The organism is Kitasatospora purpeofusca (genome assembly GCF_036010405.1).
In the GTDB taxonomy this organism is placed as follows: domain Bacteria; phylum Actinomycetota; class Actinomycetes; order Streptomycetales; family Streptomycetaceae; genus Kitasatospora; species Kitasatospora purpeofusca.
This window is the reverse complement of record NZ_CP108561.1, coordinates 5,450,177-5,464,929: the sequence shown is the minus strand read 5'-3', so window position 1 is coordinate 5,464,929 and position 14,753 is coordinate 5,450,177. Positions and strand designations below refer to the sequence as shown.

Here is a 14,753-nt window from a genome sequence, read left to right as displayed (position 1 = left end):
GCTCTCCTCCGATCGCCACTACGCCGGCACGCTGCGCGCCGACGCCGCCGCCAGCACCCGGCTGCGGATCGAGACCGACGGCGCCGGGGTCGCCCTGACCCCGGGCGACGACTCGGTGGTGCGGGTCTCGGCCACCGGCAGCTACCAGGGGACGGCGCCCGAGGTCACGGTCACCACCGTCGGCGGCGAGGTGCTCGTCCGTACCCGGTGCGGGACGGTGTGCTCCCTGCAGCTGCGGGTCACCGTGCCGGCCGGGCTGGCCGCCTCGGTCGAGTCCGCCGCCGGCGAGATCGCCGCGAGCGGACTCGGCGGAGCACTGGACCTGACCAGCCGCAGCGGGACGATCAGCGTCGTCGGCTCGGCCGGTCCGCTGGCGCTGCGCAGCGACTCGGGCAGCGTGACGGTGACCGGGAGCCGCTCGTCCGCCGTCCGGATCACCACCGGGCAGGGCACCGTCCGGGCCGCCTTCGCGGCTCCGCCCACCGGTGTGGAGATCACCACCGGCGACGGCGGCGCCGACCTCTCGGTGCCCGGCGGGGCCGAGTACTCGATCGACGCCCGCAGCACCGCCGGCACCGCGCCGCAGATCAACCTGCCGGTCGTCCGCGACGCCACCCGCACCATCACCGTCCGCACCGCCGCCGGGGCGATCACGATCAGGTAGTCACCCTGTGGCAGCTCGCTCGGCGACGACGCGCTCGACCACCGTCATGGCGTTCAGGGCGCGCGGGAAGCCGGCGAACGGCACGATGTGCATCACCGCCTCGACCACCTGCTCGACCGTCAGGCCCACCGTGAACGCGGCCCGGACGTGGGCGGCCAGCTGGGGTTCGGCGTCGCCGAGGGCGGCGAGCACGCCGAGGGTGATCAGCTGGCGCTCCGGGGTGCTCAGCCCGCCCCGGGCGTAGATGTCCCCGAACGCGAACTCCACCGCGTAGCGGGCGAGGTCCGGCGCGATGCCGTCCACCGCGTCGAGGTGCGGGGTGTGCCCGCCGGTGATCCTGGCCATTTCGGCCAGGCCCCGGGCCAGCCGGTCGTCAGTGCTCGGCGGCGTACTCAATGCTCTCCTCCAGGGTGAGGTCCGGTCCCGTGCTCTGTCCCGTGCTCTGTCCCGGGCGGCGGACGGTGACCAGGCCGGGCGGCGCGGTCACCCGGGCGCCCGCCGGGACGTCCTCGGTGACGAGGGCCCCGGCGCCGATCAGCGCGTCGTCGCCGACCAGGACCGGTCCGAGCACCGTGGCTCCGGCGCCCAGCACCACCCGGTCGCCGACGACGGGGTGCCGCCGGGCGCCGGGGGCCCGGCCGTTGTCGCGCCACCAGCCCACGGCGCCGAGGGTGACCTGGTGGTAGATGGTGACGTCGTCGCCGACCACCGCCATCTCGCCGATCACCACCCCGGACCCGTGGTCGACGAAGACCCGCCGGCCGAGCGTCGCCCCGGGGTGGATCTCCACCCCGCCGGACGCCAGCCGGCCCAGGTTGCCGACCAGCCGGGCGGCCAGCCGGTGCCCGCGCAGGTGCAGCCCGTGCGCGAGCCGGTACGTCCACAGCGCGGGCAGCGCCGGGTGCAGCAGCGCCTCCCGGCGCCGCCGCACCGACGGGTCCCGGGCCACGATCACGCCCAGGTCCTCGCGGGCGGTCGCGACCGCCCGTGCGAGCAGCCGCTCAGGAAGCCGCCCGGGCATACGCCCGCTCCCACTCCTCGGCGGCGCCGGCGTCCGGGAACACCGTCACCACCAGGTCGTCGGGACCGAGCGCCGCCGCCGTCTCCCAGGCCACCTGCCAGTTGGCGGCGGCCGAGGTGCCGATCCGCAGCCCGGTGCGGGCCTCGAACCGGACCATCGCGTCCAGGGCCGCGCCGTACTCGACGCTGCGGTGGTCCGCGTCGGCGGCCAGTCCGGCCACGAAGGGCTGGCGCACCCCGTGGCCGAGGCCGCCGGAGCCCGCGAACTTGGTGAGCCCGTTGGGCGGGCCCTCGGTGCCGTAGGGCATCTCGCCGGGGGTGTTGCCGAGGACGACCAGGTCCGGGAACTCCCGGCGCAGCGCCCGGGCGACCCCGGTGAGGGTGCCGCCGGTGCCGATCGCCGCCACCCAGTGGGTGGGCCGGCGGCCGTCCAGCTGGGCCAGGACCTCCTGGCCGGTGGTCCACTCGTGGACGGCCACATTGGCCTCGTTGCGCATCTGGTGCAGCAGGGTCCAGGACGGGTCCTCGGCCTTGACGGCGAAGGCCCGGTCGATGATCCCGGCGATGCCGAGCTCCACCGGGACGGGGTCGACCCGCACCCCGCTGGCGGTGATCTGCCGCAGCCAGCTGTCCGGGATCGTGCTCGGCACGGCGAACCGCATCGGGATCCCGGTGATCCGGCCGAGCTGCCCGAAGGAGCGGACCAGGCTGCCGCCGGAGTAGTCCAGCAGCTTCAGCGGCCCGGGGCCCTCGTGCTCCAGCACGGCGCGGCAGAGCAGCGCGTACGCCACCCGGTCCTTGACCGAGCCGGTGGGGTTCTCGAACTCGCACTTGGCCACGATCCGGGCGCCGCCGGCGGGCGCCGGGACGTCCAGCAGGGTGGTGCCGCCGAGCCGGGCCCGGAAGTACCGCAGCTCCGGGTGGCGCTCCAGGACGGGGGTGTCGTCCGGGAGGCCGGCGGCGCCGGAGGTGACCGGTTCGGCCATCCTCGGACCCCCGGACACCTCGGCCGGTGCCTCGTCGAGCCGCGTCATGCGTTCGCCTCCTCGCGGGGCCGTTTGCGGAACAGCACGTGCAGGGTCATCCGGAACACCGGGCGGCCCGAGGCGTCGGTGAGTTCGCACCGGTGCCGGAGCACCGAGCAGTCCGGGCGGCTGAGCGAGGGACCGGGGTCGCCGACCACGGTCGCGGTGCCGCGCAGCACGTCGCCGGGCCGCACCGGGCTGAACCAGCGCAGTTCGTCGACGCCGGGCGAGGCCGCGACCGCGGCCCCGCTGAGCAGGCCGTCGACGTAGAGCCGCTGGAACATGGCCGCGGTGTGCCAGCCGCTGGCGATCAGTCCGCCGAAGCCGTGCCGCTCGCCGAGCTCCTCGCCGAGGTGGAACGGCTGCGGGTCGAACTCGGCCGCGAACGCCAGCAGTTCGTCCGCGGTGACCTCGACGCTGCCGAGGTCGAAGGTGTCGCCGGGGGCGAAGTCCTCCGCGTAGCGCATCCCGGCCCCCATCAGTCGACGCCGGCGAGGAGGTACTTGTCGGCCACGCGGCGCAGCGTGCGGAAGTCCTCGATGTCCAGGTTCTGGACGTCGACCGGGACCTCGGTGAGCCGGCCGAGCAGGTAGACGAACTCGGCGAAGGCCAGCGAGTCGACCAGCCGGTTCTCGATCAGGTCGAGGTCCGGGTCGATCTCGGTGTACTGCGGATTCTTGTCCAGGATCCACTGTTCCAGCCGCTGCATGGGCGTCGGCACGGTGTCCTCCTCGCTCTCGGTGCCGTCCGGGGCCGGACGGTCCTGTCTGGTGGGTCGGGTCGGGCTGGAGACCGCCATCGCGACCGCGTAGTCCCCGTCGTGGCTGATGCTGATGTCGATGGCGTGCACGCCCGCCTCCTCGGCGAGCGCGGCGATCCGGCCGCTGAGCGTCGCCCGGGGGGCGCCGCCGGGCTGCCGGCTGACCTCGACCTCCAGCCACGGGAGCACGATGTCGCGGGCGCGCAGCAGCTTGAAGACCGCCTCCTTGGCGGCGATCCGCCCGCTCGCGGTGAGCAGGTCGAGGCCCACCGCGGTGGCGCTGTCCGCGAGTTCGCGGGCGGTCAGCATGGTGGTCAGAATGCCGGGACCGTGGTCGCGCAGGAGGTCCCGGACCCGGTCGGTGCGGACGATGTCCACGCCGACGCGGACGGCCCCCTCCGCGGGGATCCCGTCGGTGCCCCGGGCCGGCCTCGGCCCAGCCGACATCGGCCCAGCCGACATCGGCCTAGCCGACATCGGCCCGCGCACGGGCGACGGCGGTGAGGGCCGCGTCCCAGTCCCCGGCGAAGTGGTCGGCCAGCGCGTGCACCCAGCGTTCGAAGCCGAAGCCGACGCAGCTGGTGAAGGCCGGTCCCTCCTGCCCCTCGACGCCGATGTCGCAGCGCTCGCCGAAGAAGTTGCGGTGGGTGTTGACCGAGGCGATGGCCGTGCCGCCGTACAGGAACTCGTACTTGACCGGGATCAGCCGCTGCATCAGGGCGCGCGGGCCCTCCCGGTCGAAGAACGGGTCGGTCGCGGCCTCCTTGACCACCGGCAGGCCGATCGCGCGGGCGAACCGCTCGGTGAGGTCCGCGTAGTGGTCGACGTGCCGCTGGGCGAACCCGGCGCTGCCGAGGGCCACCACCTCCCGCATCCGGAAGGACATCAGTCGGCGCAGCCCGTCGTAGTGCTCCTCGTTGCGGAAGCACTGGCCGACCAGGGTGACCGAGGTGTCCTCCGCGAGCACGGTGCCGGCGTGGCCCAGGTAGACGCCGTAGCAGACGGTGGAGGGCAGGGCGAGCGCCGCCGGGTCCAGGTCCGCTCCCGGGACGGCCCCGGCGGCGGCTGCGGCGGCGGGTGCCGGGCGGCCGTCGGCGAGGTCGAACCGGCTGGCTACCAGGGCGAGTTGGGGGAAGTTCTGGTAGAAGTCGAGCTTGGCGAGCCCGGCCACCGGCAGCAGCGCCGGGGCGGTCATCGGGCGGGCGCCGTCACGCAGGGCCCACTCGCGGAAGGTCTCGTCCAGCAGCCGGACCAGCTCGGTCGGCTCGGGGCCGAGGGTCGCGAATCCGCCCTCCGTGCTGTACGGCGGGTGCAGGGTTTCGGTCCGCATGGCCTCAGACCGCCGCCGGGGCGAGCAGCTCGGCGTCCTTGAAGATGCCGGACTTGACCATGAAGGAGACCGGCTTGCGCACCATCCTGCGCTCGAAGGCGCGGCGGTTCGGGTCGCGCATGACGGCCGCGCGCACGGCCAGCGGGTCCTCCAGACCGGCGTCCTCGTAGGCGTTGAGGCTGTAGAAGGAGTGCAGGCAGAACTGGATGTACTCCTTGAGGTAGCGCTCGACCCCGGCCAGCTCCTCCTCGTTCTTGGTCCGCTTGAGCTCCGCGTACAGCAGCGAGACCAGCTCGCGCCCGAAGGCGATGTGCCGGGACTCGTCGCGGTGGTGGATCCGGTTGACCTGGCGGACCGTCTCCGGCAGCGTCGCGTCGTCGGCCATGTAGGCGTTGTAGTAGTCGACGATCTCCTCGAACAGCAGGATCCGCGCGAAGACCAGGAAGTTCTCGGTCGCCTCGTCGCCGGGGACGGTCGTCTTGACCCGCGGGAACGGGTAGATCTTCTTCCCGTAGCGGCGGCAGAACTCGGCGAAGAACCACATGTGCTCGTTCTCCTCACCGATGAAGTGGTGGAAGAACTCCGAGGGCGCCTCGAATCCGGGCATGTGCACCCGGTTGACGACCTCGATCAGCAGCTCACGGATTCCGTGCACATTGAGGCTGTAGAAATTGACGCTCTCCCAGCGGGCGAGCCGCAGCAGCTGCTCCCGGTCGAGCTCGTCGAACGCCGGGGTGCCGTGGAGGCTGATCAGCTCCTTGCTCATCCACAGCTGGTCGGAGGGGAGTTCCTCCGGCCACTCGAACATCCGGTACGGGTTGTAGTAGTCGTCGATGGACATCCGGCCCAGACGATCCAGAATCTCGCGGAACCGGTCGGATCCTTCGATGGCAGTCTTCATGACCGCGAAGCTCCATATTCGTTGGGGGAGAATCCATGCACGGGTATCTTCGGGAGCGGCACTATAGGGGTCCTATATCTCCTCGACGACCGTGCCGCGCACGGAGATCAGCCGCTGGGCGCGGTCGAGCAGCTCCTCCGCGAGATCCTCCGAGGGCTCGCCGTCGACCAGCGCGGTGACCGCGTAGTGGTCGAAGCCCGCCGCCAGCAGCCCGGCCCAGCCGGCCGGGGCGGCCAGCAGGTGGGTGATCCGCTGCCGGTCGACCAGGTCGACCAGCGCGGCCGCGTCCGCCGTCGGGGCGAGCACCGCGCGGGCGCCGGTGGTGAGCGCCAGGTGCGCGTCCACCCCGGTGATCCCGGCCACCAGCCAGGCCGCCCGGCCGCCGGAGCCGACGGTCCCGCGACCGGCCTCCAGCAGCGCGTGCAGCTCCCGGTGGCTCACCGTGACCCGGGCGCCGTCCCGTTCGACGGTCCAGGCGGCGCGGTCCGGCGCGGTGGGCGGCAGCGGGGCGCCCCCGTCCACGGCGCTGTCCGGGATGTCGTCCGTCACCGCGGGACGGCCGGGGGCGGGCGCGTCGGTGTACACGGCCCCGGCCTGCCAGATGCCGTACAGGGCGGACAGCGGCTCGGCGCTGCGGATGCCGACCTCGTCCCCGGGCCGGACGCCCGAGGCGAGCAGCTGCCGGGCGATCCGCCCGGCCCGGTCGGCGAGTTCGCGGTAGCTGACGGCGGCGCCGTCCACGACCACCGCGGTCGCCTCCGGGGCGGCCCCGGCCCGGGCCGCGAACAGCTCCGGGGTGAGCGGCTCCGCGACCGGCCCGGCTCCCGCCCCGGCCGGCTCCTCCGGCAGGTAGGAGGCGGCGGCGTCCCCGTCCGGGTCGGCGGCCATCGCCTCCAGCACCAGCCGGTACATCCGGCCCAGCCGGTCCAGCTGCTCGGCGCCGATGACGGCGGTCGAGGTGCTCAGGTTGAACCTGCCCCGGTTCGGCACGACGTTCAGGGTGAACTCGTTGACGCCGTCGTTCAGGCCCTCGGCGACGTCCACGGTGTCGGTGTCGACGTGGTGGAAGTCCAGGTACTCGAACAGGATCGACAGCAGTTCGCGGCTGTTCCCGGCGGCCCGCTGGATCGCGGGCAGCGGGTAGCGGCGGTGCGACCAGATCTCGGTCTCCCGGGCGTACACCCGCTCCACCAGCTCGCGCCAGGTCGCCGCGCCGCCCCGGGTGGCCGGGAACGGCAGGGTGTTGAGGTGCATGCCCAGCACCCGGTCCGCGCCCGGCGCCTCGAGCCGGCCGTGGTAGACGACGCCGGTGTGGAAGGACTCCTCTGCCGACAGCATGCCCAGCACCTTGAGGTGGACGGCGAGCAGCACGCTCTTCATCGAGGTGCGGGCCTCGCCGGCCAGCCGGCGCAGCCCCTCCTCCAGGTCCTCGAACGGCACCTGCACGGCGTGGCCGCGCGGCGCGTCCCCGGGCCGCGCCCAGCCCTCCGGGATCGCCACCGGGGTGTGGGTGTCCACCAGCTCCTGCCAGAACTCCTGGTCACCCGGGTCGGCCAGGGAGGCCAGCTCGGCGGCGACGAAGTCCGCGTAGCGCACCGCGGGCGCCTCGTACGGCGCCGGCTCGGCACCGTCGCGCAGGCTCCGGTAGCACTCCAGCACCTCCATCAGCAGCGAGTTGTAGCTCCAGCCCTCCGAAATGGCGTGGTTGTAGGTGAAGTTGAGCCGCCAGGCGGCGTCCGACTCGACCACGGCCGAGATCCGCATCAGCGGCGCGGTGGCCAGGTCGAAGCGGAGCTCCTGCTCCTGGCGCAGGTATCCGCGCTTGGTCGCGAGCTGCTCCGCCTCCGGCAGGCCGCGCAGGTCGACCGTCCGCACCGGGTAGGGCGCGGTGGCGTGCACCAGCTGCATCGGGCGGGCGTAGCCGTCCAGGTGCATCGAGGTGCGCAGGATGTCGTGCCGGGCGACCACGGTGTCCACGGCCCGCTGGAGCGCCGCCGCGTCGAACGGCCGCTCGTCGCGGATCATGAACGAGTTGAGGTTGTGGTACAGGCTCCGGCCGTACGGCGATCCGGCGGCCAGCATCTCCACCAGCATGCCGGTCTGCACCTGCGACATCGGGTACGCGTCGACCACGTCGGCCGGCAGCTTCGCCCGGTCCCGCCCGTCGATCAGCGCGAACGGTGCCACCGCCCGCACCAGCGACTCCCCGCCCGCGAGGCCGGCCGCCTTCCCGGCCAGCGCGGCGATCGTGCGCAGCTGGAACACGTCCGGGATCGACACGTCGAACCCGGCCGCCCGCAGCGCGCCGACCAGGCGCACCGCCCGCATCGAGTCGCCGCCGAGGTCGAAGAAGCTGTCCTCGACCCCGACCCGGGCCAGGCCCAGCACCTCGGCCCAGATCGCGGCGAGCCGCTCCTCGGCCGGCGTGCGCGGGGCCACGAAGGAGGCGGACCCGAAGGCCGCCAGGTCGGGCTGCGGCAGCGCACTGAAGTTGATCTTCCCGCTGGCGTTCAGCGGCAGCGCGTCCAGCACCACGAAGGCCGACGGCACCATGTACTCCGGCAGGCTCTCCGCCAGGTGCTTGCGCAGCAGCACCGGGTCGGCCTCCCGGCCGTCGCCGACCACGTAGGCGATCAGCGACTTCTCGCCCTGCGGGTTGGCCCGCACCAAGACCACCGCGTCCAGCAGCTCGGGCCGCTCGCGCAGCGCCGCCTCGATCTCGCCCAGCTCGACCCGGTAGCCGCGGATCTTGATCTGGTTGTCCGCCCGGCTGAGGAACTCGATGCTGCCGTCCGCCAGCCGCCGGCCCAGGTCGCCGGTGCGGTACATCCGCGCACCGGCCGGGCCGAACGGGTCCGGCACGAAGCGCTCGGCGGTCAGGCCGGGCCGGTCCAGGTAGCCCCGGGCCACGCCCGGGCCGCCGACGAACAGCTCGCCCGGCACGCCGACCGGCACCAGGTGCCCGTCCGCGTCCAGCAGGTGGATCGACAGGTCGTCCAGGTTCGCGCCGAGCAGGCTGCGCGAGGGGTGGTCGAAGTCCTCCGGGCGCAGCACGTGGTACGTGCAGTGCACGGTGATCTCGGTCGGACCGTACTGGTTCACCAGCATGGTCCGCTCCAGGCCGACCCGGTCCACCCACGGCCGCAGCTCCGCGACCTCCAGCCGCTCGCCGCCGAACACCACGGCGCGCAGCGCGAGCTCGTCGATCCGCGGATCGCCCGCGCCCGCCAGTCCGGCCAGGCCGCGGAAGGCCGACGGGATCTGGCAGAGCACCGTGACCCGCTCCCGGACCAGCAGCTCCAGCAGGTCCTCCGGCGAGCGGCCCACCAGCGGCGGCACCATCACCAGGCGGCCGCCGTGCAGCAGGGCGCTCCACATCTCCTGGACGCAGAAGTCGAAGGCGTAGGAGTGCGACTGCGCGCTGACGTCCTCGGCGGTGAAGCCCATCCGCTCCTGGATCGCGGTGAACAGCCGCAGCACGTTGCCGTGCGTCAGCGTCACGCCCTTGGGCAGACCGGTCGAACCGGAGGTGTAGATCACGCAGCTCAGGTGGTCCGGCGCGGTCGCGGTGACCGGGTCGGTGACCGGCTGCGCCGCCAGGACGGCCGCCTCCTCGTCGAGGTCCAGCAGCGCGCCCCCGAAGGAGCCCGCCAGCCGGGCCGCCGGCTCGCCCCGGCTCACCAGGATCGGCGAGCGGGCGTCGGCCAGCATGTAGCCGAGCCGCTCCACCGGGTTCGCCGGGTCCAGCGGCAGGTACGCCGCACCGGACTTCAGCACGCCCAGCAGCGTCGGAACGAGGTCCTCGTCGCGCTCCAGCGAGACACCGACCACCGCGTCCGGGCCCGCGCCCAGCGCGACCAGGCGGTGGGCGAGCCGGTTGGCCCGCTCGTTCAGCTCCCGGTAGGTCAGCTCCGTGCCGCCACCGGTCAGCGCGACCGCGTCGGGCGTCCGGGCCGCCTGCGCGGCGAACGCCTCGTGCAGGGTGCCGAGCACCGGGCGGTGCGCGGTGGCCGTGCCGAGCGCGAGCAGCCGCTCCCGCTCGCCGGCCGGCAGGTGGACCGCCACGGCGTCGCCGAACGGGTCGGCGGCCATCGCCTCCAGCACCGAGCGGTACATCGCGGCCAGCCGGGCCAGCTCCGCCCGGCCGAGCACCTCGGTGGTGGTGTTGAGGGTGAGCCAACCGCCGCCGGCCACCGCGGTGAGCGGGAACTCGGTGGCGCCGTCGCCGAGACCGGCGTCGACGTCGACCGTCCCGGTGTCGACCTGGTGGAAGTTCTGGTGGTCGAAGAGCACCGTGATCAGCCGGCCCGGACCGCCGGACCCGGCCGCGCCGCCCGTCGCCCGCTGGATCGCGGGCAGCGGGTAGCGGCGGTGCGACCAGACCTCGGCCTCCTGCCGGTACACCCGCTCCACCAGCTCGTGCCAGGTCCGGGCGCCCCGGTCGGACGGGAACGGCAGGGTGTTGAGGTGCATGCCCAGCACCCGGTCCGCGCCCGGCGCCTCAAGCCGGCCGTGGTGGACCACACCGGTGTGGAACGCCTCCTCGGTGGTGAGCGCGCCCAGCACCTTGAGGTGTGCGGCCAGCAGCACGCTCTTCAGCGAGGTCCTGGCCCCGGCGGCCAGCCGCCGCAGGCCCTCCTCCAGGTCGCCGTACGGCACCCGGGTGCCGTGCCGCTCCGCGACGTCAGCGGACTCCCCGGCCCAGGCGGCGGGCAGCGTCAGCGGGCTGTGCCCGTCCACCACCCGCTGCCAGAACGCCTGGTCGGCGGGGTCGGCCAGGGAGGCCAGCTCGGCCGCCACGTAGTCGGCGTAGCGGACGGCCGGCGGCTCGTGGGCAGCCGGCTCCCGGCCGTCCCGGACGGCCCGGTAGACCTCCAGCAGCTCCATCAGCAGCGAGTTCAGCGTCCAGCCGTCGGTGACAGCGTGCAGGTGGCTGGCGGTCAGCCGCCACGCGTCCCCGCCCTCGACGTGAACGGCGATCCGCAGCAGCGGCGCGGCCGTGAGCTCGAAGCCCGCCGCCCGCTCGGCCGCCACGTACGCCCCGGCGCGCTCCGCCCGCTCCGCGTCGGCCAGGCCGCGCAGGTCGTGCACCGCGAGCGGCACCTCGGCGGCGGAGTGCACCAGCTGCATCGGCTGCGAGAAGCCGTCCAGGTGGACGGAGGTCCGCAGCACCTCGTGCCGGGCCGTCACCAGGTCCAGCGCGGAGCGCAGGGCGTCCGGCGAGAACGGGCTGCCGTCGGGGATCCGGAACGAGTTGATGCTGTGGTAGAGCCCCGCGTCCTCGGCCGTCAGCAGCTCGATCAGCATGCCGGTCTGCACCTGGGTGAGCGGGTAGGCGTCCACGACGTCCGCGGGGAGGGCGGCCCGGTCCGGGGCGCCGACCAGGGCGAACGGCTCCACCGTCTCCACCAGGGAGCCGGTCGCCTCCTGCCCGGCCGCCTCGGCCGCGAGCGCGGCCACCGTACGCAGCCGGAACACGTCCGGGACGGTCAGGTCGTACCCGGCGGCGCGCAGCGCGCCGACCAGGCCGACCACCCGCATCGAGTCGCCGCCGAGGTCGAAGAAGCTGTCCTCGACACCGACCCGGGCCAGGCCCAGCACCTCGCACCAGATCGCGGCGAGCCGCTCCTCGGCCGGCGTGCGCGGGGCCACGAACCGGTCCGCGGCGTACGCCTCCTGCTCCGGCGCGGGCAGGGCCCGCAGGTCGGTCTTGCCGTTGACGGTGAGCGGCACCCGCTCGATCGCCGTGAACGAGGCCGGGACCATGTACTCGGGCAGCCTGCTGCCGAGGTGGCGGCGCAGCTCCTCCGCCGCGACCGGCCCGCCGACCAGGTACGCGGCGAGCCGCTCGCCCCCGTCGGTGCCGTGCACGGTCACCACGGCGTCGCGCACCGAGGCGTGCTCGCGCAGCGCCGCCTCGATCTCGCCCAGCTCGATCCGGTAGCCGCGCAGCTTGACCTGGCTGTCGACGCGGCCGAGGAACTCGATGCCGCCGTCGGCCAGCCGTCGACCGAGGTCGCCGGTGCGGTACAGCCGCGCGCCGGCCGGGCCGAACGGGTCCGGGACGAAGCGCTCGGCGGTCAGACCGGGCCGGTTCAGGTAGCCGCGGGCCAGCGCCGGGCCGCCGACGTACAGCTCGCCGGGGACGCCGACCGGCACGAGGTTGCCGTCCGCGTCGAGCAGGTGGACGGTCAGGTCGCCGAGCGGGCCGCCGATGACGCTGCGGCCGGTGTGCGCCAGGTCGGCGGCGCCGAGGCGGTGGTAGGCGCAGTGCATGGTGGTCTCGGTCGGGCCGTAGAGGTTGACCGGGACGGTGCGCTCCAGGTCGACCGCCTCCGCCCACGGCCGCAGCTCCGAGGGCTCCAGCCGCTCGCCGCCGAAGCCGGTGAGGCGCAGCGCCAGCCGGGCCGTCCGCGGGTCGCCGTCCGCCGCGCGAGCGGAGAGCGCGCGGAACGCCGTCGGGGTCTGCAGCAGCACGGTGACCCGCTCGCGGACCAGCAGGTCCAGCAGGTCCTCCGGGGAGCGGCTCACCGCCGGCGGGACGACCACGAGGCGGCCGCCGTGCAGCAGGGCGCTCCACATCTCCCAGACGGAGACGTCGAAGGCGTAGGAGTGCGACTGGGTGACCACGTCGGCCGCCGAGAAGCCGAACTGCCCGGCGGTGGACGCGAAGTGGCGGGCCACGTTGGCGTGGGTGAGGCAGACGCCCTTGGGCAGGCCGGTGGAGCCGGAGGTGTAGATGACGTAGATCAGGTTGTCAGGCTCGGTCGCCGTGACGGGGGCGGTGGCGGGACGGGCCTCGATCGCCTGCGCGTCGAGGTCGACCAGGACCCGGGTGCCGTCGAAGTCCAGCTCCGGCAGGGCGGAGTGGGTGACCAGGATCGGGGCCTGGGCGTCGGCCAGCATGTAGGCGAGGCGCTCGGCCGGGTTCACCGGGTCCAGCGGCAGATAGGCCGCACCGGACTTCAGTACACCCAGCAGCGTCGGAATCAGGTCGGGGCCGCGCTCCAGCGAGACACCGACGATCACGTCCGGACCGGCACCGGCCGCCACCAGGTGGTGGGCGATCCGGTTGGCCCGCTCGTCCAGCTCCCGGTAGCTCAGGTGCACCTCCCCGCTGGTCAGCGCCACCGCCTCGGGGGTCGCGGCGGCCACAGCCGCGAACAGCTCGTGCACGGTCTCCGTCACCGGCCGCTCGACCGGCGCGTTCCACGCACCCAGCAGCAGCGCACGGTCCGCCTCCGGCAGAACGGGCCCGGTAGCGTCGCCGAACGGGTCCGCCGCCATCGCCTCCAGCACCGAGCGGTACATCGCCCCGAGGCGGGTCAGCTCGGCCCGGCCCATCACGGCGCCGGACGTCCCGAGGTTGATCCGCCCGCCGGCCGCGATCGCCGCGAGGGCGAACTCGTTGGCACCGTCGCCGAGCGTCGCGCCGACGTCCACGGAGCCGGCGTCCACCTGGTGGAAGTCGTGGCACTCGAAGACGGTCGACAGCAGTTCCTGCGCCCCAGCGGTCCCGGCGGCGCTCTGGATGGCGGGCAGCGGGTAGCGGCGGTGCGACCAGATCTCGGTCTCCCGGGCGTACACGCCCTCGACCAGCTCGTGCCAGGTCCGGGCGCCGCGGGTGGCGGGGAACGGCAGGGTGTTGAGGTGCATGCCGAGCACCCGGTCGGAGCCGGGGGCCTCCAGCCGGCCGTGGTACACCACGCCGGTGTGGAACGCCTCCTCGGCCGTGAGCGCACCGAGCACCTTCAGGTGCGCGGCCAGCAGCACGCTCTTGAGAGCCGTCCCGGTCGCGGTCGCCAGCCTGCGCAGGCCGTCCTCCAGGTCGGCGAACGGCACCCGCTCGTTGAGCTGACCGGCGCTTCCCGCGCTGTCGGCCCAGGCGGTGGGGAGCACCATCGGGGCGTGGGTGTCCAGGATCCCCTGCCAGAAGGACTGGTCGTCCGCGCTGCTCAGCGAGACCTGCTCGGCGGCGACGAAGTCCGCGAACCGCACCGACGGCGCCTCGTAGGCGGCCGGCTCCCGGCCGTCGCGCAGCTCGCGGTAGAGCGCGACCAGCTCCATCAGCAGCGAATTGACCGTCCAGCCGTCCGTGGTCGCGTGGATGTGGCTGAAGGTGAGCCGCCACGCGTCGTCCGCCTCGATGTGCACGGCGGTCCGCAGCAGCGGACCGGCGGCCAGGTCGAAGCCCGCCGCGTGCTCGTCGGCGACGAAGGCGAGGCTGCGGTCGGTCTGCTGCTCGGCCGACAGACCGCGCAGGTCGTGGACGGCCAGCGGGACCGCGGTGCTCCCGTGGACCAGCTGGAGCGGCTGCGAGAACCCGTCCAGGTGCATGGTGGTCCGCAGGATGTCGTGGCGGGCCACGACGGTGTCCAGGGCCGCGCGCATCGCGGCCGCGTCGAAGACCTCGGCGTCCGGGATCCGGAAGGAGTTGATGTTGCGGTAGACGTTGCCGTCCCCGGCGGCCAGCATCTCGATCAGCATGCCGGTCTGCACCTGCGACAGCGGGTACGCGTCCACGACACCCGCCGGGAGGGCGGCCCGGTCGCGGTCGCCGATCAGGACGAAGGGCTCGACGGTCTCGACGAGGGAGGCGCCCGCCTCCTGGCCCGCCACGCGGCCCGCGAGAGCGGCGACGGTCTTCAGCTGGAAGACGTCGGGGATCGAGACGTCGTACCCGGCGGCGCGCAGGGCACCGACGAGCCGCACGGCGCGGATGGAGTCGCCGCCGAGGTCGAAGAAGCTGTCCTCGACGCCCACCTCGGCCAGGCCCAGCACCTCGCACCAGACGGCGGCAAGGCGCTCCTCCAGCGGCGTGCGCGGGGCGACGAACGCCGCACCGGCGAAGGCGGCCAGGTCCGGGGACGGCAGGGCGCGGTGGTCCACCTTGCCGTTGGCGGTCAGCGGGATGCTTCCGATGGCCATGACGGCGGCCGGGACCATGTAGTCGGGGAGCGACTCGGCGAGGAAGGCGCGGACGTCGGGGGTGGTGGCTTCGGCGGTGTCGTCCGCGAGGACGAGGTAGGCGACGAGGGACTTCTCGCCGGAGC

General features: G+C 74.0%; 9 protein-coding genes (1 of these 9 cut by a window edge). 1 reads left to right on the top strand and 8 read right to left on the bottom strand.

What is annotated here, in order from left to right:
* Window positions 1–118 precede the first annotated feature (118 nt).
* The gene (locus OG715_RS24085; protein WP_327064157.1) at window positions 119–664 is read left to right on the top strand and encodes a DUF4097 family beta strand repeat-containing protein; all 546 of its coding nucleotides are present in this window, start codon (window positions 119–121) and stop codon (window positions 662–664) included.
* On the opposite strand, the gene OG715_RS24080 is transcribed toward OG715_RS24085, so the two are convergent.
* The 8 genes from OG715_RS24080 to OG715_RS24045 form a co-directional block, all read right to left on the bottom strand.
* Window positions 665–1,060, bottom strand: a complete 396-nt coding sequence (locus OG715_RS24080; RefSeq protein WP_266270951.1) for a carboxymuconolactone decarboxylase family protein — start codon at window positions 1,058–1,060, stop codon at window positions 665–667.
* A complete protein-coding gene (gene epsC, locus OG715_RS24075; RefSeq protein ID WP_266270950.1) occupies window positions 1,038–1,685 on the bottom strand; it encodes a serine O-acetyltransferase EpsC in 648 nt (215 codons plus the stop codon). The genes OG715_RS24080 and epsC overlap by 23 nt, the downstream gene beginning before the upstream one ends.
* Window positions 1,666–2,718 (bottom strand): pyridoxal-phosphate dependent enzyme, encoded by a 1,053-nt coding sequence (locus tag OG715_RS24070; RefSeq protein ID WP_266270949.1) that lies wholly within the window; start codon window positions 2,716–2,718, stop codon window positions 1,666–1,668. Before OG715_RS24070 ends, epsC begins: the two co-directional genes overlap by 20 nt.
* Complete coding sequence (locus tag OG715_RS24065; protein ID WP_266270948.1) at window positions 2,715–3,176, bottom strand: MaoC family dehydratase; 462 nt, start codon at window positions 3,174–3,176, stop codon at window positions 2,715–2,717. The genes OG715_RS24070 and OG715_RS24065 overlap by 4 nt, the downstream gene beginning before the upstream one ends.
* A gap of 11 nt (window positions 3,177–3,187) precedes the next feature.
* Window positions 3,188–3,916: a holo-ACP synthase gene (locus tag OG715_RS24060; protein ID WP_266270947.1), complete on the bottom strand. Its 729-nt coding sequence runs from the start codon at window positions 3,914–3,916 to the stop codon at window positions 3,188–3,190.
* Between the two features lie 19 nt (window positions 3,917–3,935).
* Window positions 3,936–4,799, bottom strand: coding sequence for a class-II aminoacyl-tRNA synthetase family protein (locus OG715_RS24055; RefSeq protein ID WP_266270946.1), 864 nt, complete (start codon window positions 4,797–4,799; stop codon window positions 3,936–3,938).
* 4 nt (window positions 4,800–4,803) lie between these two features.
* Window positions 4,804–5,700, bottom strand: coding sequence for a diiron oxygenase (locus tag OG715_RS24050; protein WP_266270945.1), 897 nt, complete (start codon window positions 5,698–5,700; stop codon window positions 4,804–4,806).
* Window positions 5,701–5,772: 72 nt separating this feature from the next.
* Window positions 5,773–14,753 carry the final stretch of a non-ribosomal peptide synthase/polyketide synthase gene (locus OG715_RS24045; RefSeq protein WP_266270944.1) on the bottom strand. 18,712 nt of this gene lie beyond the right edge of the window, so 8,981 of the gene's 27,693 nt are visible here — the last part of the coding sequence; its start codon lies beyond the right edge, outside the window; it ends in the stop codon at window positions 5,773–5,775.